This window comes from Paracoccus solventivorans, from assembly GCF_900142875.1.
GTDB classification, from domain to species: domain Bacteria; phylum Pseudomonadota; class Alphaproteobacteria; order Rhodobacterales; family Rhodobacteraceae; genus Paracoccus; species Paracoccus solventivorans.
The window spans coordinates 178,456-195,356 of sequence record NZ_FRCK01000006.1 but is presented as its reverse complement, the minus strand read 5'-3'; the positions used below and the strand labels follow the sequence as shown (position 1 = coordinate 195,356).

Here is a 16,901-nt window from a genome sequence, read left to right as displayed (position 1 = left end):
CGCGGTAGGCGCGGTAGGCGCGGTAGGCGCGGTAGGCGCGGTAGGCGCGGTAGGCGCGGTAGGCGCGGTAGGCGCGGTAGGCGCGGTAGGCGCGGTAGGCGCGGTAGGCGCGGTAGGCGCGGTAGGCGCGGTAGGCGCGGAGGGCGCGGTAGGGCCGGTAGGGCGTGAAGCTATATAAAAAAAGGCCGCCCGACCGGCGGCCTTTTCGTGCAGGGCAGGGATCGTCGCGGTTACGAGAAGAACTGCGCCCCGTTCGCGCTGATGGTCGAGCCCGAGATGAAGCCGGCCTCGTCTACGGCCAGGAACACCACGCAGCGGGCGATTTCCTCGGGCTCGCCCAGACGGCCGACCGGGATCTGCGGGATGATGCGCTCGTTCAGCACCTTTTCGTCGATGGCGCGGACCATCTCGGTGCCGATATAGCCCGGCGCCACCGCGTTGACCGTGATTCCGGCCCGCGCCCCTTCCTGCGCCAGCGCGCGCGTAAAGCCGATGTCGCCGGCCTTGGCGGCGGAATAATTGGCCTGGCCGGCCTGGCCCTTCTGCCCGTTGACCGAGCTGATGTTGATGATCCGGCCGAACTTGCGGTCGCGCATCCCGTTCCACACGTTGTGGGTCATGTTGAACAACCCGGTCAGGTTGGTGTCGATGACCTCTTTCCACTGCTCGGGGGTCATGCGGTGGAACATGGCGTCGCGGGTGATGCCGGCGTTGTTGACCAGCACCGCCACCGGCCCCAGCTCGGCCTCGACCTGGGCGATGCCCTTGGCGCAGGCATCGTAATCGGCCACCGACCATTTATAGGTCTTGATGCCGGTTTCCGCGGTGAATGCGCGGGCGGCCTCGTCATTGCCGGCGTAATTGGCCGCAACCTCATAGCCGGCCTCTTTCAGCGCCTTTGAAATCGCCGCGCCGATGCCGCGCGATCCGCCAGTGACCAGAGCAACCTTAGCCATGTTCCCTCCAAACCCGGAATTGAAATCCTCTTTCGCCCAAGGGGTAGAATAGGAAACAATGTTGCACAAGGGGGCGGAGGGTTTTGCCGAAAACAACCCCCGCCATCGGCGCCGCAGCCGTGGGGGCCGTCGTCAGCGCCGGGCCGAGGCATTCGGGGTTCGCCACGGCGGCGAGATGGTGGGCGCGCCGAAGTAGAACCCCTGCAGGCAGTCCACCCCCAGCTCGATCAGATAGGCGGCGTCGTCGGCGGTCTCGACCTGCTCGGCCACGGTGAACATGTCGAAATGCCGGGCGATCATCATCAGCGCGCGGGTCAGCACCTGGTTGTCGGGCTGGCTGGCGATGTCGCGGATGAAGCGCCCGTCGATCTTGATCATGTCGAACGAGAACTCGCGCAGATAGCGGAACGAGGTATAGCCCGCGCCGAAATCGTCCAGCGCGAAGCTGACCCCCAGCAACTGCAGGTCGCGCATGAAGGGGCGGACCTGGTCCGGCATCCCCATCGCCGAGCTTTCGGTGATTTCCAGGATCAGCCGTTCCGCCACGGTGGGGTCTCGCGACAGCCCGTGGTGCAGGGTCCGCAGCCAGTCGGGGTAGCCGATCGAGCGCGCCGACATGTTGACCGACAGCCGCAGCCCCGGTTCCTCGCACAGCGCCTGCACCCCCAGCGCCAGCGACAGGCAGTCGATCTGCCGCCCCAGCTCGCTGAGTTCGGCCAGCGGCATGAAATCGCGCAGCGGCACGAAGCCGCCGGTTTCGTCGATGATGCGAATCAGCCCCTCGTGAAAGGCGGCGCGGTCGGTGCGCGCGGCCTGCACCACCGGCTGGAAGGCCAGCACCGCATCGCCGCGTTCGACCGCCCGCCGCACGGTCGACATGGTCAGCCGCTGCTGGTGGTCCACCGCGAAATCCAGCGGAGAACCGGCGCCGCCACGCTGGAGCTGATCAGAATCGAGTCGCATCTCTGTCCCCTTGTCCATGGCGGCACTCTGCCAAGGATGAGCGAAGAATTCGTAAATGCGACCGCGGATCGGCGGATCAGGTTAACACAACCGGTGCGGATGTTCGGGGCGGCGGGCACTCGTGGCGCGGGCGTGCGCGCAAGCCTTCGTGCGGAGACTGAATGAGCTTTCCGCCGCATCCTGTTGCGATTGTGGGGAAAACGATGATGATTCGCCTTCCCGCACTCCGCCGCGCAGCCGCGCCTCAGCCCGTCACCCCACCTCTGCAACTCGATAAAATTGCGCGCAGTTTCCTATTCGGCCAGCATCTGGTCGATCAGCGCCAGCGCCGCAGGCGAGGCCCAGTCGGCGTCGCCGGTCATGCGGGCGACCTCGTTGCCCTCGGCGTCGATCAGGATGGTGACCGGCATCGCCATCACCCCAAAGGCGCGGGCCAGCGCCATTTTCGGGTCGGTCAGGGTGGGCAGCTCGGTGATCCCTTCCTCGGCGAAGAAACGGTCGATGGCGGCGGGCGGGTTGCGCCCCGAGGCCACGGTCAGCACCTGGAAGCGCTCGCCGCCCTTTTCGCGCTGCAGCGCGTCCAGCGAAGGCATTTCATCGCGGCAGGGGGCGCACCAGGTGGCCCAGAAGTTCAGCAGCACCACCTGGCCGCGCCAGTCGGACAGCTTGTGGGTGCTGCCCTCGGCGTCGGAAAACTCGATCTCGGGGACCGGGGCCTGCTCGGATTCGATCAGCTTGGGCAGGCCGGCGTCGCGCGCCGCCTGCCAGTCCACCGACGCGGCCGCGGCCGCGTTTGCAGCAAGGGCAAGGGACGTATAAAGGGCAAGGAAACGCAGCATGTGACCTCCGACAGGACCGATCCGATGACCGACACGCCCGAAAATCCCACCGCCAACACCATGTGGGGGGGGCGCTTCGCCGCCGGGCCGGATGCGATCATGGAGGCGATCAACGCCTCGATCGGGTTCGACCGGCGGCTCTACGCCCAGGATATCCGGGGCAGCCGGGCCCATGCGGCGATGCTGGCAGCAACGGGCATCATCAGCCCTAGCGATGCTGACGCCATCGGGGAAGGGCTGCTCACCGTCTTGTCAGAGATCGAGGGCGGGCAGTTCCGGTTCCAGACCGCACTTGAAGACATCCACATGAACGTCGAGGCGCGGCTGAAAGAGCTGATCGGCGAGCCCGCGGGCCGCCTGCACACGGCGCGAAGCCGCAACGACCAGGTGGCGACCGATTTCCGGCTGTGGGTGCGCGACCAGTGCGACGCGGCGATCGCCGCCTGCCGGGCGCTGATCCGCGCGCTTGTGACGCAGGCCGAGACGGGGGCGGATTGGGTGATGCCGGGCTTCACCCATTTGCAGACCGCGCAGCCGGTGACCTGGGGCCATCACATGATGGCCTATGTGGAAATGCTGGGCCGCGACATCGGGCGCTTTGCCGATGCGCGGGCGCGGATGAACGAATGCCCGCTGGGCTCGGCCGCGCTGGCGGGCACCGGCTTTCCCATCGACCGCGACGCCACCGCCGCGGCGCTGGGGTTCGACCGCCCGACGGCGAACAGCCTCGATGCGGTCAGCGACCGGGATTTCGCGCTGGAGTTCCTGTCGGCGGCCGCGATCTGCGCCACCCATCTGTCGCGGCTGGCGGAAGAGCTGGTGATCTGGTCCTCGGCCCAGTTCCGCTTCGTCGCCATGTCCGACCGCTGGTCCACCGGATCCAGCATCATGCCGCAGAAGCGCAACCCCGACGCGGCCGAGCTGATCCGCGCCAAGATCGGCCGCATCCTTGGCGCCGCGGTGGCGCTGTTCACGGTGATGAAGGGACTGCCCTTGGCCTATTCCAAGGACATGCAGGAGGACAAGGAACAGGTCTTCGACGCCGCCGACACGCTGATGCTGGCGTTGGCGGCGATGACCGGGATGATCTCGGACCTGACCGTCAACCGCGAGCGGCTGCAGGCGGCGGCATCCAGCGGGTTTTCCACCGCCACCGACTTGGCCGACTGGCTGGTACGCGAGGCCGGGCTGCCGTTCCGCGACGCCCACCACGCCACCGGCGCGCTGGTGGCGCTGGCCGAATCGCGCGGCGTCGACCTGCCCGAGCTGACGCTGGCCGACATGCAGTCGGTCAATTCTGCGATAACGGCGCAGCTGTTCGACGTTCTGGGTGTTCACAACTCGGTCGCCTCGCGGCAATCTTACGGAGGAACGGCGCCCGATCAGGTGCGCCGGCAGATCGCCCGCTGGAAGGGCGCGATGGAGGGATGGGAATGATGCGCCTTGCAGCACTGGCCGCGGTTCTGATGCTGGCGGCCTGCGGGGCGGACGGTCCGCCCCATGCGCCTTCGGCGTCCAGCAAGTCGCCGGAAAAGACCACCGGCGTCAGGCTCAGCGGCGAGGCGGTGGTGGGCGTCATCACCACGCTGTGACCCTGCGGCCGGGCAGGCCGGTCCTGCCCGCCGCCAGATCCCGCACGCCGGACAACGGCGGCGGGAATGCGGGCAAGGACCCGCCAAGAGCAGATGCGGGCCAGGCCCGCTTGAGGCAAACGAGCAGACGAGGCAGGACATGATCGCACGTTTCACAATGACCGCCGTGGCATTTGCCGCATTGTCGGCCTGTTCGGGCGGCTCGGGCGGTATCAGCCAGTCCGACGAGGTGATGATCCAGAAGGGCACCTATGTCTATGATCCCAACAAGCGCCACGCCCCGGTGTCGCTGTCGGGGGCGGATCTGATCGGGCTGGAACCGCGCGGCTGACGGGTTTCCGGCGGCCGGCCGGAGCGGGGGTTTTCCACCCCCTTCGTCGTATACGGCGATCCCGGAGGATATTTTGGGCAAGATGAATCAGGCCCGCGGCGCGCGGCGGGCTTTGCATTGCGCGGCCCGGTGGCGTTATATCGGTGCTCTGGATTTTCGGTGCGGGTCGGATGGATCATTTCAACTACAGCGGCGGCGTGCTGCATGCCGAGGACGTGGCCCTGCCCGAGATCGCGCGGGCGGTCGGCACCCCGGTCTATGTCTATTCCACCGCCACCCTGACCCGGCATTTCAACCTGTTCCGACAGGCGCTGGCGTGGACGGAGCACCTGGTCTGCTTTGCGGTCAAGGCGAACTCGAATCTCGCGGTGCTCAAGCTGCTGGGGGATCTGGGCGCGGGCATGGATGTGGTCTCGGGCGGGGAATATGCGCGCGCGCTTGCGGCAGGCGTTCCCGGCGAACGGATCGTGTTTTCCGGCGTCGGCAAGACCCGCGACGAGATGGCCCGCGCCATCGCCGGCGGCATCCGCCAGTTCAACGTGGAAAGCGAACCCGAACTGCTGGCCCTGTCCGCCGTGGCGCAGGAGATGGGGGCCGAGGTGCCCATCGCCGTGCGGGTGAACCCCGACGTGGACGCCCGCACCCACGCCAAGATCGCCACCGGCAAGTCGGAAAACAAGTTCGGCATCCCGATTTCCCGTGCGCGCGAAGTCTATCGGCTGGCGGCCTCGCTGCCCGGGCTGCGGGTGGTGGGCATCGACATGCATATCGGCAGCCAGCTGACCGATCTCGACCCTTACCGCCAGGCCTATCGCAAGATGGCCGAGCTGTGCCGGGCGCTGCGGGCGGATGGCCATGCGATCACCCGGCTGGACCTGGGCGGCGGCCTGGGAATCCCCTATCGGCGCGACAACGCCGCCCCGCCGCTGCCGCTGGAATACGGCGAGGTGGTGCGCGAAACCGTGGGCGATCTGGGCTGCGAGATCGAGATCGAGCCGGGGCGCAACATCGCCGGCAACGCCGGGATCCTGCTCGCCTCGGTGATCTTTCTGAAACAGGGCGATGGGCGGGATTTCCTGATCGTCGATGCGGCGATGAACGACCTCATCCGCCCCGCCATGTATGACGCGCATCACGACATCGTGCCGGTGGTCGAGCCTGCGCCGGGGGCCGAGCCGCATCCCGTCGATGTGGTCGGCCCGGTGTGCGAGACCGGCGACACCTTTGCCCGAGCGGTGCCGCTGCCGCGTGTGGGGGCGGGCGATCTGGTCGCCTTCCGCTCGGCCGGGGCCTATGGGGCGGTGATGGCGTCGGAATACAACTCTCGCCCGCTGGTCCCCGAGGTGCTGGTGTCCGGCGACCGTTTCGCGGTGATCCGCCCGCGCCCCTCGATCGACGAGATGCTGTCGCGCGACCGCATCCCCGACTTTCTGTGACCGGGCGCGGGGCATATCCCGCGCGCAATGCGGCGCCGTCCGGGGCGGCGCCTTCCGAATTGCCGTTGCCCGCGCCCGTGCGCCGCGCGGTGGCGCTGACGCTGGCCGGGCTATGGTGGGAACGGCTCGCCGCGGCATTCTGGGCTGCCGCGACCTGGGTTCTGCTGGGGCTGGCGGCGCTGGCGCTGGGGCTGGTGGCGCTGGTCCCGCCGGGGGCGCTGGGCTGGGTCTCGGCACTGTGGCTGCTGGTGCTGGCGGCGCTGGCGCTGTGGGGCTGGGCGCGGTTCCGCCGCCCCTCGCGGCACGATGCCGCGCTGCGGGTGGACCGCCGCCTGGCCGGGCGACCGCTGTCGGTTCTGGGCGACCGCATGGCGCTGGGCGGGCCGGATGCGGCGGTGCTGTGGCAGGCGCATCAGGCGGCAGCGCGGGCGGCGGCGGCGCGGGCGCGGCCGGTCGCCCCCGATGCGGCGCTGGTGCGGCGCGATCCCTTTGCGCTGCGACTGGTCGCGCTGACCGCGCTGGCGATGGCGCTGATCTTTGGCGGCGCGGCGCCGGTGGGGCAGGGGCTGGGCGCGCTGGCCGCGGGCTGGCGGCCCTCTCCCCCCACGGACCAGCCGGTGGCGACCGGCCCCGCGTGGGAGGGCTGGGCCGAACCCCCGCGGCACACCGGCCACCCAGTGATCTATCTCAACACGCTGGAAGCGGATGCGCTGACCGTGCCGCAGGGCACCAGCTTCAACCTGAGGCTGTACGGGCAGGGGCTGTCGGTCGCGCAGGACATTGGCCCCACTGACCCGCAGGCCGCGTCTGATGCGCCGCGCTATACCGCGCAGCAGGACGGCACGATGAGCGTGGGCGGGCGCAGCTTTGCCGTGACCGTGCTGCCCGACGCGCCGCCGCAGGTCTGGCTGGCGGCGCTGGCCGGGCGCCGCGCCGACGGGCGGCTGGCGCAGGGGTTCTCGGCCGAGGACGACCACGGCATCGCCGCGGGCAGCGCCACGATCACGCTGGATCTTGCGGCGGTGGACCGCCGCCATGGCCTGACCCCCGACCCCGAGCCGCGCGAGGCGTTGCAGCTTGACCTGCCGCTGCCCGCCTCTGGCCAGCGCCGCCGGGTCAGCGCCACGCTCTCCGCCGATCTTTCCCGCCACCCCTGGGCCAACCTGCCGGTGCGGATGACGCTGTCGGTGCACGACGGGATCGAGCAGACGGCCGAGACGCCATCCACTGCATTGATCCTGCCGGGGCGGCGGTTCTTCGACCCGCTGGCGGCCGGGATCGCCGAGATGCGCCGCGACCTGCTGTGGTCGCGCGACAATGCCCCTCGCAGCGCCCGGCTGCTGCGCGCGATGGTCTGGCGCAGCGACCGCACCCTGCCGCCCGAGGCCGCGCAGGCGATCACCGGCGCCGTGCAGGCGCTGGAATCCGGGCCGCTGTCGTCTGACGCGCGCGATACGCTGGCGGATGCGCTGTGGGACGCGGCGCTGCTGATCGAGGACGGCGGCTTGGGCGACGCGCTGGAGCGGATGCGGCAGGCGCAAGAGCGGCTGGCCGAGGCGATCCGCAACGGCGCCAGCCCCGACGAGATCCAGAAGCTGATGGACGCGCTGCGCCAGGCGACCGACGATTACACGCGGATGCTGGCCGAGCGCGGCGAGGACCCCTCGGCGCGCTTCGACCGTTCCGAACAGCAGGGGCGGCAGATCACCGGCGACCAGATCCAGCAGATGATGGACGAAATCCAGCGCCTGATGAACGAGGGCCGCATGGCCGAGGCGCAGGAATTGCTGGATCAATTCAACCAGATGATGGACAATCTTCAGGTGCGCGAGGGCGAGGGCGGTGGCAGTTCCTCGCCCGGCGGTCGCTCCATGGATCGGCTGCGCGAGACGCTGCGCGACCAGCAGCGCCTGGCCGACGACGTGCTGCGCGAGGCGCAGCGCGATCCCTTTGGCGAGGCGCCGGGCGAGGGTGAGGGTGAGGGTGAGGGCGAGGGTGAAGAGGGGAACCAGCCCTCGCTCGCCGACCGCCAGCGCGACCTGCGCGCCGAGATCGGCCGCCAGCAAGGGCTGCTGCCCGGCCGCGGCACCGAGCAGGGCGACGCCGCCAGCGACCGCCTGGACGACGCCGGCCGCGCCATGGCCGAGGCCGAGCGCGCGCTGCGCGAGGGCGATGCCGCCGGCGCGCTGGAACGCCAGGCCGAAGCTATCCAATCGCTGCGCGAGGGGATGCGGGCGCTGTCCGATCTGTCGCGCGGCGAGCAGGGCCAGCAGGGCGAGGGCGGCACCCCGCAGCCTGGGCAGGGCGACACGCCGGGCCCGCAGGGCAGTCCGCGCGCCGGCGGCGGCGAGGGGTTTGCGCCCTTCGCCCCCGACCGCGACCCGCTGGGGCGCGAGACCGGCGGGCAGGGCGGCAACATCGCCACCGGCGAGCCGCTGGCCGACACCGAACGCCGCGCCGGCCGCGCCCGCGAACTGCAGAACGAAATCCGCCGCCGCAGCGGCGAAAGCGAGCGCCCGCGGACCGAACGCGACTATCTCGGGCGGCTGCTGGAGCGGTTCTAGGGGCGGGTTCCGGGCAGGCGTGAGCCCGGCATCACGAAGCGCCGTGAGAGTGGCGTTGGCTGTGGCGCTCGTGAAGCCGTGAAATCTGCGAGCGGTTGGCCGGGATGTTGATCTTGGCGAAGGCTGGGCGCGCGCGAACCCGGTGAGCCAGCGGCCGAACCGTCCTTTGTTACCATGCACGGGCTGAACGCGAAACCCTGGAACCTCCAGCCCGCTACACCAGGCGCGGCCGGAAGCTAGCCGGTCGCCGGCAAATCCGTGAACGCGAGGTCAACGGGCTATGGGCACGGGGGATGTCAGGTTGGCCGCGAGCGCGGATCCATGAAGCCCCTCGCGACAACCCCCTGCGCGCGCTGGAATCCCTCCGGCTCCGGTCGCGCGCGGATCAGTCCGCGGCGCCTTGGCCGTCGATCACCGCCCGCAGCCCCGCGATCGCCGCGTCGCCCTTTGCCGAAAACCAGTCGCGGCCTTGGTCGACCTTGCCGCGCCATTCCAGCAGCACCGGCCCGAGGGGCTGCTGATCGCCCAGCCGCGGCGCCAGCGCGTAAAGCGCCAGCGCCACCAGCGCCAGCATCACCGCCAGATGGAACCCCGCATCATAGCGCCGCCGCGAGACGGCCTGAGCCGGGGCCGGCGGGGCAGCGGCCCAGGCCGATGCGGGTTGCGGGCGCGCGGCGGGGACCGGGACGGTCGGAGGCTGGGCGACTGGCGTGACCGCGGCGAGGGGAGCCGACTGCATGGCGGCCGGGATAGCCGCGACGGGGGCGGCGGCCGACGATACGGCCGACTGCTTGGCGGTGGGCGCGGCGGTGGTAGGGGCGCGTGCATCGTCGGTGCCCCCGGACTGCACCTCCGGCGCATCCCCGGGCAGAAGCGTGTCGTCAGGCGAGGGCGCAACCGCACCCGCCGCCAGCGCTGCCGCTGCGTCAGGAAACGGCGCCTCGGCCTTCCCGGCCTCGGCCACCCCAGCCTCGTCCACCCCAGCCTCGACCTCCCCCGCGTCGGCCAGCCGCTGCGCGCGGCGCTCGGCGGCGCGGACCTCGAGCTCGCGCGCAGCCTCCTGGCGCAGGATCTCGATCACCGATTCGCTCAGGGGCCGGCTCAGCCGCGGTCGGGCGGTGGGGTCGAAGGGCTCGGCCGGCTCGGACACCGGCCAGGCTCGCCAGACGTGATCGCAGGCCGAACATTCCACGTCGCGCCCCGCCGCCGGGATTGCGGCGGCGTCGATTTCATACTGCGCGCCGCAGCGCGGACAGATCAGCCGCATCGCTTCAACCCCGCTGGTCGTGCGCCCGTGGTGCCGGCGCGTGGTTTTCTTCGCCGCCGGGACGTTCTATCAACGCCGGGTCCGGTCGCCAAGCCGGCCGGACGAAGGAGGGCGCGACGTGATCGAAATGCGGGATGTGGGCTTTGCCTACCCTCGGGAAGAGGCGCTGTTCCAGGGCATCGCGCTGGAGCTGCCGCGCGGCTCGTTCCATTTCCTGACCGGCCCCTCGGGCTCGGGGAAGACCACCTTCCTGCGGCTGTGCATCGCCGACCTGCTGCCGACGCAGGGCAGGCTGTCGCTGTTCGGCCAGGACGCCGCCGGGCTGGGCCGCGACGCCATCGCCGGGCTGCGCCGCCGCGTGGGCGTGGTGCATCAGGACACGCAGTTCCTCGACCACCTGCCGGTTGCAGAAAACATCGCGCTGCCGATGACGGTGGCGGGGCAGCCGGTGGACATGCAGGCGATCCGCGACCTGCTGGCCTGGGTGCAGATGGGGCCGCAGGCCCGCGCCATGCCGCCGGCGCTGTCGGGGGGCGAACGCCAGCGGGCGGCGCTGGCCCGGGCGGTGATCCTGTCGCCCGACGTGATCCTGGCGGACGAACCCACCGGCAACCTCGACTGGGACATGTCGCTGCGGTTGCTGCAACTGCTGATCGAGCTGAACAGATCGGGAAAGACCGTGCTGATCGCCACCCATGACCTCAACCTGATCCGCGCCGCCAAACAGCAGGTCTCGGCGCGGGTGCTGCGCATCGCCGGCGGCCGCCTGCAGGCCGCGGGGGCCGAGCTGTGAGCGGGGGGGCCACGCGCTGGCGCGCCATCCTGCTGCGCGCCCGCGGCACCCGCACGGATCTGGCGGCGCTGGACCTGGCGACGCTGTGGCGGGCGCTGATCGGGCGCGAATCGGGGCTGGCCGACCGGGTGGTGCCGCCTTCGGGGCAGACCGCGGGGCTGACGGTGTTCGCGGCCGGGGTGATGGCCTTCCTGGCGGTGTTCGCGCTGGCGCTGGCGCTGGCCACCGGCCGGCTGGCCGACCGCTGGACCGAGGGGCTGGCCCAGACCGTGACCGTGCGCGTCTCGGCCCCCGCGACCGAACTCGACGCCAGCACCGAGGCGGTGCAGCGTGTTCTGGAAACTACCCAAGGCGTCGCCGAGCACCGCCTGCTGCCCGCGGCCGAGGTCGAGGCGCTGCTGGAACCCTGGTTCGGCCCCGATGTGCCGGTGGACGTGCTGCCGGTGCCGCGGCTGGTGCAGGTCTCGACCGGGCGCGGCTTCGACGCGCAGGCGCTGCGCCTGCGGCTCGAGGCCGAGGCGCCGGCCGCGGTGCTGGACGACCACACGCAATGGCGCCGGCCGCTGGCCTCGGCCGCGCAGCGGCTGCGCATCCTGGGCTGGCTGTCGCTGGCGCTGATCGGCGCCGGCAGCGCCGCCATCGTGACGCTAGCGGCGCAGGCGACGCTGGCCGCGAACGGGCAGGTGATCCGGGTGATGCGGCTGATCGGCGCGCGCGACCTGACCATCGCCACCGCCTTTGTCCGCAGGCTGACCCGCCGCGCCGCGCTGGGGGCCGCCGGGGGCACCGCGCTGGGGATGCTCGCCATCCTCGCCCTGCCGCGCATGGATGAGGCGGGGGGCTTTCTGACCGGGCTCGGCTTTACCGGCTGGGGCTGGCTCTGGCCGCTGCTGATCCCGCCGCTGGGCGCGGCGTTGGGGTTCGTCGCCACCCGCGCCGCCGCCCTGCGCATGCTGCGCGAGGTGCGCTGATGTCCGCCCCTCTCGACCGGCCCGGCTGGGCGCTCGACCCGTCGCCTGCAGGCGATCTTCTGTCGCTGAATATCCCGCAGGGGTCCGGGGGCGCGCAGCCCCCGGTCGCGGCCGATCCCCACTATACCCCCGAGCCGTTGCCGCTGCTGTGGCCGCTGCGCGCCGCGGTGTTCTATGTCTGGATCGCGCTGGTTACCGCCTTCATGGGGCTGTGGTGGCTGCCCAAGGTCCGGCGCGACCCGCAGAACGCGCATGTGCTGCCGGTGATCTGGACCGGGCGGCTGCTGGCCGCGGCGCGGACGATCCTCGGGGTCTCGGTCGAGCTGCGCGGCACGCCGCCCACGGAAGACTGCGTGATCGCCGCCAAGCACCAGAGCTTCCTCGACATCCTGGCCATCGCCCATGCGGTGCCGCAATGCGCCTTCATCATGAAGCGCGAGGTGCTGCGGGTGCCGATCATGGGCTATTACGCGCGCAAGGCCGGCTGCATCCCCATCGACCGTTCGCGCGGAGCCGAGGCGATGACCCGGATCATCCGGGAAATCGAGGCCTCGCGCGCGGACCAGGACGGGCTCGGGCAGCTGATCATCTACCCCGAGGGCACCCGCACCCGCCCGGGCGAGCGGCGCAAGTACAAGCACGGCGTCGGCAGCATCCAGCAGGCGACCGGGCTGCCGGTCTATCCGGTGGCGGTGAACTGCGGGATGTTCTGGCCGCGCGACGGGCTGCGGGTGCGGCCGGGCCGGGCGGTGATCGAGTTCCTCGACCCCATCCCCGCCGGGCTGTCCGCCGCCCAGACCGTGCAGCAGGTCGAGACGGTGGTCGAGGCCGCCTCGGACCGGCTGATGCAGGCGGCGGGACTGGGCCGCGAGGGGTGACGCTGTTGCGACGGGCTGGTCGCTGAAGGCGTGAGCCTGCCTCAGCCGGGTTGATGCAGGCGGCGGGTCTTGGCCGCGAGGGGTGACGCCGCTTCGACGGGTGGGTTGCTGGAGGCGTGAGACTGCCCTCCGGTTGCTGCCCCGGAAGCGACGACTGCCATCCGGCGCAGCCCGCCCGGCGCGGCAACGGCAGCATCGCTTTGCTATGCAAGCTGTCGATGCCTCGCGGATCGGGCTGCCGTTCCTGCCGCGCGGTGCCCATACTGCGGGTCCAGATGAGCCTCTGCGTCCGGCTGATTGTCGATCCCGCGCCTTGCGCCGGTTCCGCGTGCGAGCCGCTGCCGTTTGCGACGACTGCAATCCGGGTACTGCCCGCCCGGCGCGGCAATGGTCGTAACGATTTGCTGCACAAGCTGATCGGAACCCCGCGGATCGGGCTGCCGTTCCTGCTGCGCGGTGCCCACACTGCGGTCCAGATGAGCCTCCGCGTCCGGCCGCCCGCCGGCCCCGCGCCGGTTCCGCGCGAGCCGCTGCCGCTTCGGCTGCGTGATCGTCGCCATGGTGGAGGGGATATTTCCAATAGGCCTGCACCGTGATACGAAGGGCAGTAGCGAGGAAATGGCAGTACCGCCCTTCCGACCCCGCGGCGAGCTCCTGACCACACCGAGCAACGGCGCTCTCGGCGGCGCGGCCCGTGGCGCCGCCCGGCCGGCGGCCGCCTGCCATCCCGCCCGCCCTTCCATGCCGCTGTCGCGCCGGCGGCGTCCGCGGCATGATGGGCGGATGAAAATCGCCTCTTTGCTGCTGAGCCTGCTGCCTGCCGTCCCTGCCGCTGCGGCCTCTGCCCGGCCGGTTCAGTTCGTCGTCTCTGCAACCGGCCTGCCGCGCTGCTGGCCTCCGCTGCTGGTGGCATTCGGCCGTCCCCTTGCGCTCATGGGGTTTCTGGCGCTGTCCGGCTGCGCGGCGGCGGTGGCGGACCCGGTTCCGGTCGCGTCCTCTGCTGCGGCCGGGGCGCCCATCGTCATCCACGACAACCGTGGCGGCAATGTGCTGCGGATGATGGTGCGGCGGGCCGAGCTGGAGCGCTCGGGCCGGGAGGTGCGGATCACCGGCGTCTGCCGCTCTGCCTGCACCATGCTGGTCACCCTGCCCAACGCCTGCCTGCACCCTGAGGCCTCGGTCGGGTTCCACGCCCCGCGGCTGCCCGGCACCACCATCATCCCGCCCATGGTGGACCAGATGATGGCCGCGCATTACCGCAACGGCATCCGTGCGCGCTGGTTCGCCGAATGGCGCCATTCGCTGGACATCCACAGCATCAGCGCCCGCGAATATGTGCGGCTGGACCCGCAGACGCGGCTGTGTGTCGGCTGATTACGCCCAGGCCGGCGCCGCCACCAGCGGCTTGAAATTGCGCAGCTGCCGCTCGATCAGCTTTTTCACCGGCTTGCCGCGCATGACCGGGCGGCAGGTCGGGGCGGGCGCGCCCGCAATGCCTGCCGCCACCAGATCGGGGAACAGCGCGCGCAGTTCGGTCAGGGCATCGTCGCTCATCCCCGACAGCGCCATCGGGCCGAGATGCAGCGATTCGGCCTCGGCGCCCTCGGCAAAGACGATCTCGTGGCGGTCGAACATCAGGTGCCAATAGCCGATGGTCTCGGCCGCGATGCGCTCGATCCCCGGGTGGCCCAGCAGATGCACGGCGGCGATCAGCACCTCGGGGGCGCCGGTCATCCGCTCGGCGATGGCCGAGCGCACCAGCAGCCGGTGCTGGGGCGAGACCGTCAGGTCGCGCGCGGGCATCCCCGGCCCCAGCGCCCCGGCCGCCACCCGGATCGGGTGCAGCCGCGTCTGCCCGGCCAGTTCCGAGGCCGAGAGCTGCCGCCCGCCCAGCCAGCGCAGCGGCTGCATCCCGTGGTCGCGGGTGCGGATCATGTCGCCCACCCGCAGCAGATGCACCGGCCGCGGCCCGCGGTCGGTGTCGATCAGCGTGCCGGTGGCAAAGCAGACCACATCGGTTTTCACGTCGATGGTGAAGTTATCGTTTGTATCCAGTTGGTTCCAGGTCCAGTAGCTGGCAGGATCGACCATGCTGACCGAGATTTCCCGGATCGCCGCGCCACCTGGGACGAAGCCGTCGAAGGGCACCAGAAGCCGAATCGCGATGCTGGGATCATCGACCGACGCCAGCTTAAGGACGATTCCATTGAGATTATTATCGTAGATATCAAACGACGCGTAGGACTCGAAATACTGCAGGCCGGTAACGCGATACAGCGTATCTCCGACCGTCAGCCTGTCGTTCACCTGCAGCACGGTTCCGTTCTGCTGCTGTACTTCGATCGGCTCGACCGTATCCGAAATCTGGTGGGTGCCGCCCTCGCGGCCCTGCGGCTTGATCACCGCCCCGTCCAACGCGTCCGGTCCCGTCAAGATGCTGGCGTCGTAGAGAATGCCCATTTCCGCCCCCGTTGTGGTTGCGGAATGGTTAACAGGGGAATGGTTAACAGGCGGTTAAGCGGCCCGGAAAAATCATTCCCGCAGCCGCCAGCCGGTCAGGAAGATCCAGCGGATCGCCGCCAGCAGCACCAGGATCATCAGCGCTACCGCGCCCAGCGACACCCCCACCGGCACGTCGGCGATGCCGAAGAACGACCAGCGGAAGCCCGACACCAGATACAGCACCGGGTTCAGCCGCGCCACCTGTTCCCAGAACGGCGGCAGCATCGAGGCCGAATAGAACGCGCCCCCCAGGAACACCAGCGGCGTGATCACCATCATCGGCACGATCTGCAACTGCTCGAAGTTCTTCGCCCACAGCCCCAGGATGAAGCCCAGCAGCGAAAACCCGGTGGCGGTCAGCACCAGGAACGCCAGCATCCAGAACGGATGCGCCACATGCATCCCGACAAAGAAGAAGCTGGTCAGCAGGATCACCAGCGCGATCAGGATCGCCTTGCTGGCGGCGGCGCCGACGAAGCCCAGCATCACCTCGACCCAGCCGGCGGGGGCGACCAGATATTCGTAGATCGTCCCCGAGAACTTGGGAAAGAAGATGCCGAAGCTGGCGTTGGCCACCGACTGCTGCAGCACGGTCAGCATCATCAGCCCCGGCACGATGAAGGCGCCATAGGGCACGCCCTCGACCGCCTGGATGCGGCCGCCGATGGCGGCGCCGAACACCACGAAATACAGCACCGTCGACAGCACCGGCGAGGCGAGCGACTGCCAGATGGTGCGGAAGAACCTCGCCATTTCATGCAGATAGATGGTGCGGACCGAACGCCAGCTCATCGCGCATCCCCCTGTCCGCCTGTCCCCTGTTCGCCCGCCAGCAGCGCCATGAACACCTCTTCCAGCGAGGACTGCCGCGTCGCCACGTCGCGCACCCCCAGGTCCAGCCGGCCCAGCTCGGCCAGCAGCCGGCCGATGCCGGTGCGGTCGGCGCGGGCGTCATAGTCGTATTCCAGGCTGCGGCCGTCGGCGGAAAGGGTGATGCCGCGCCCCTCCCACCCCTCGGGCAGGGCCGACAGCGGCGCGTCAAGCTCGACCGTCAGCTGCTTGCGGCCGAACTCGCCCATCAGCTGGTCCTTGGGGCGCACCAGCAGCAGCTTGCCGCGGTCGATCACCCCGATGCGGTCGGCCATTTCCTCGGCCTCTTCCAGATAGTGCGTGGTCAGGATGATGGTGACGCCGGACCGGCGCAGCTCGCGCACCACCTGCCACATCTCGCGGCGCAGCTGCACGTCCACCCCGGCGGTGGGCTCGTCCAGGAACAGCACCTGCGGCTTGTGCGACAGCGCCTTGGCGATCAGCACCCGCCGCTTCATGCCGCCCGACAGCGCGCGGGTGGGGGCGTCGCGCTTGTCCCACAGCGCCAGGCTGCGCAGTACCTGTTCAAGATGCGCCTCGTCCGGGGGGGCGCCGTACAGCCCGCGGGTGAAGCGGACCGAGTTCGCCACCGTCTCGAACGGTTCCAGCGCGATTTCCTGCGGCACCAGCCCGATCATCCGCCGCGCCGCGCGCCAGTCGGTGGCGATGTCGTGGCCGCCCACGCGCACCGTGCCCTGCGTGGGCGTGACCAGCCCGCAGATGATCGAGATCAGCGTGGTCTTGCCGGCGCCGTTCGGGCCCAGCAGGGCCAGGATCTCGCCGGCTTCGATGGTCAGGCTCACGTCGTCCAGCGCGGTGGTGCCGCCGGCGTAACGCTTGGAGAGGTGGTCGACCTCGATGATCGGCGCCATGGGGAAGAACCTCGGGTGCGAAGGCACAAAGGGCAGAGCTAGGGGCGGCGCGGCGCAAAGTCCAGCC

17 protein-coding genes are annotated in these 16,901 nt (G+C 70.3%); 10 read left to right on the top strand and 7 right to left on the bottom strand.

The window, feature by feature from the left end; translation table 11 throughout:
• Positions 1–230 precede the first annotated feature (230 nt).
• The 3 genes from phbB to BUB57_RS10920 all read right to left on the bottom strand — a co-directional run bounded on the left by phbB (position 231) and on the right by BUB57_RS10920 (position 2,758).
• A complete protein-coding gene (phbB, locus tag BUB57_RS10930; protein WP_073066747.1) occupies positions 231–956 on the bottom strand; it encodes an acetoacetyl-CoA reductase in 726 nt (241 codons plus the stop codon).
• Positions 957–1,088: 132 nt separating this feature from the next.
• Entirely contained in the window at positions 1,089–1,919 is an 831-nt protein-coding gene (locus BUB57_RS10925; RefSeq protein ID WP_073066862.1) for an EAL domain-containing protein, read from the bottom strand.
• A gap of 293 nt (positions 1,920–2,212) precedes the next feature.
• The gene (locus tag BUB57_RS10920; protein WP_073066744.1) at positions 2,213–2,758 is read right to left on the bottom strand and encodes a TlpA disulfide reductase family protein; all 546 of its coding nucleotides are present in this window, start codon (positions 2,756–2,758) and stop codon (positions 2,213–2,215) included.
• Between the two features lie 24 nt (positions 2,759–2,782).
• Between BUB57_RS10920 and argH the strand changes: the two genes are divergently transcribed.
• From argH to BUB57_RS10905, 5 genes are all read left to right on the top strand, one after another.
• The gene (gene argH / locus BUB57_RS10915; protein WP_073066739.1) at positions 2,783–4,195 is read left to right on the top strand and encodes an argininosuccinate lyase; all 1,413 of its coding nucleotides are present in this window, start codon (positions 2,783–2,785) and stop codon (positions 4,193–4,195) included.
• The gene (locus BUB57_RS16925; protein ID WP_200796445.1) at positions 4,192–4,350 is read left to right on the top strand and encodes a hypothetical protein; all 159 of its coding nucleotides are present in this window, start codon (positions 4,192–4,194) and stop codon (positions 4,348–4,350) included. The genes argH and BUB57_RS16925 overlap by 4 nt, the downstream gene beginning before the upstream one ends.
• Before the next feature lie 139 nt (positions 4,351–4,489).
• A complete protein-coding gene (locus BUB57_RS16605; RefSeq protein WP_143159702.1) occupies positions 4,490–4,681 on the top strand; it encodes a hypothetical protein in 192 nt (63 codons plus the stop codon).
• A 170-nt stretch (positions 4,682–4,851) separates the two neighbouring features.
• Complete coding sequence (lysA, locus tag BUB57_RS10910; protein WP_073066735.1) at positions 4,852–6,117, top strand: diaminopimelate decarboxylase; 1,266 nt, start codon at positions 4,852–4,854, stop codon at positions 6,115–6,117.
• A 65-nt stretch (positions 6,118–6,182) separates the two neighbouring features.
• Positions 6,183–8,681 carry a DUF4175 domain-containing protein gene (locus BUB57_RS10905; RefSeq protein WP_234952046.1) on the top strand — a complete coding sequence of 833 codons (2,499 nt, stop codon included), beginning with the start codon at positions 6,183–6,185 and terminating at the stop codon, positions 8,679–8,681.
• Positions 8,682–9,066: 385 nt separating this feature from the next.
• Here BUB57_RS10905 and BUB57_RS16920 read toward each other — a convergent pair whose 3' ends face one another.
• On the bottom strand, positions 9,067–9,948 hold the full coding sequence (locus BUB57_RS16920) for a zinc-ribbon domain-containing protein (RefSeq protein ID WP_073066727.1): 882 nt from the start codon (positions 9,946–9,948) through the stop codon (positions 9,067–9,069).
• A 118-nt stretch (positions 9,949–10,066) separates the two neighbouring features.
• Here BUB57_RS16920 and BUB57_RS10895 point away from each other — a divergent pair, with 118 nt between their 5' ends.
• The 5 genes from BUB57_RS10895 (at position 10,067) to BUB57_RS10880 (ending at position 13,964) form a co-directional block, all read left to right on the top strand.
• Positions 10,067–10,741 carry a cell division ATP-binding protein FtsE gene (locus BUB57_RS10895; protein WP_073066859.1) on the top strand — a complete coding sequence of 225 codons (675 nt, stop codon included), beginning with the start codon at positions 10,067–10,069 and terminating at the stop codon, positions 10,739–10,741.
• 74 nt (positions 10,742–10,815) lie between these two features.
• On the top strand, positions 10,816–11,712 hold the full coding sequence (locus BUB57_RS10890) for a cell division protein FtsX (RefSeq protein ID WP_407670359.1): 897 nt from the start codon (positions 10,816–10,818) through the stop codon (positions 11,710–11,712).
• Entirely contained in the window at positions 11,712–12,590 is an 879-nt protein-coding gene (locus tag BUB57_RS10885; protein WP_084732095.1) for a lysophospholipid acyltransferase family protein, read from the top strand. The genes BUB57_RS10890 and BUB57_RS10885 overlap by 1 nt, the downstream gene beginning before the upstream one ends.
• Before the next feature lie 275 nt (positions 12,591–12,865).
• Positions 12,866–13,186 (top strand): hypothetical protein, encoded by a 321-nt coding sequence (locus BUB57_RS16590; protein WP_143159701.1) that lies wholly within the window; start codon positions 12,866–12,868, stop codon positions 13,184–13,186.
• A 187-nt stretch (positions 13,187–13,373) separates the two neighbouring features.
• Positions 13,374–13,964 carry a hypothetical protein gene (locus BUB57_RS10880; RefSeq protein WP_234952045.1) on the top strand — a complete coding sequence of 197 codons (591 nt, stop codon included), beginning with the start codon at positions 13,374–13,376 and terminating at the stop codon, positions 13,962–13,964.
• Here the strand turns inward: BUB57_RS10880 and BUB57_RS10875 are convergent, their stop codons facing one another.
• The 3 genes from BUB57_RS10875 to BUB57_RS10865 all read right to left on the bottom strand — a co-directional run bounded on the left by BUB57_RS10875 (position 13,965) and on the right by BUB57_RS10865 (position 16,834).
• Positions 13,965–15,050, bottom strand: coding sequence for a Hint domain-containing protein (locus BUB57_RS10875; protein WP_234952044.1), 1,086 nt, complete (start codon positions 15,048–15,050; stop codon positions 13,965–13,967).
• 72 nt (positions 15,051–15,122) lie between these two features.
• Entirely contained in the window at positions 15,123–15,884 is a 762-nt protein-coding gene (locus BUB57_RS10870; RefSeq protein ID WP_073066724.1) for an ABC transporter permease, read from the bottom strand.
• Entirely contained in the window at positions 15,881–16,834 is a 954-nt protein-coding gene (locus tag BUB57_RS10865) for an ABC transporter ATP-binding protein (protein ID WP_073066721.1), read from the bottom strand. The genes BUB57_RS10870 and BUB57_RS10865 overlap by 4 nt, the downstream gene beginning before the upstream one ends.
• Positions 16,835–16,901 lie beyond the last annotated feature (67 nt).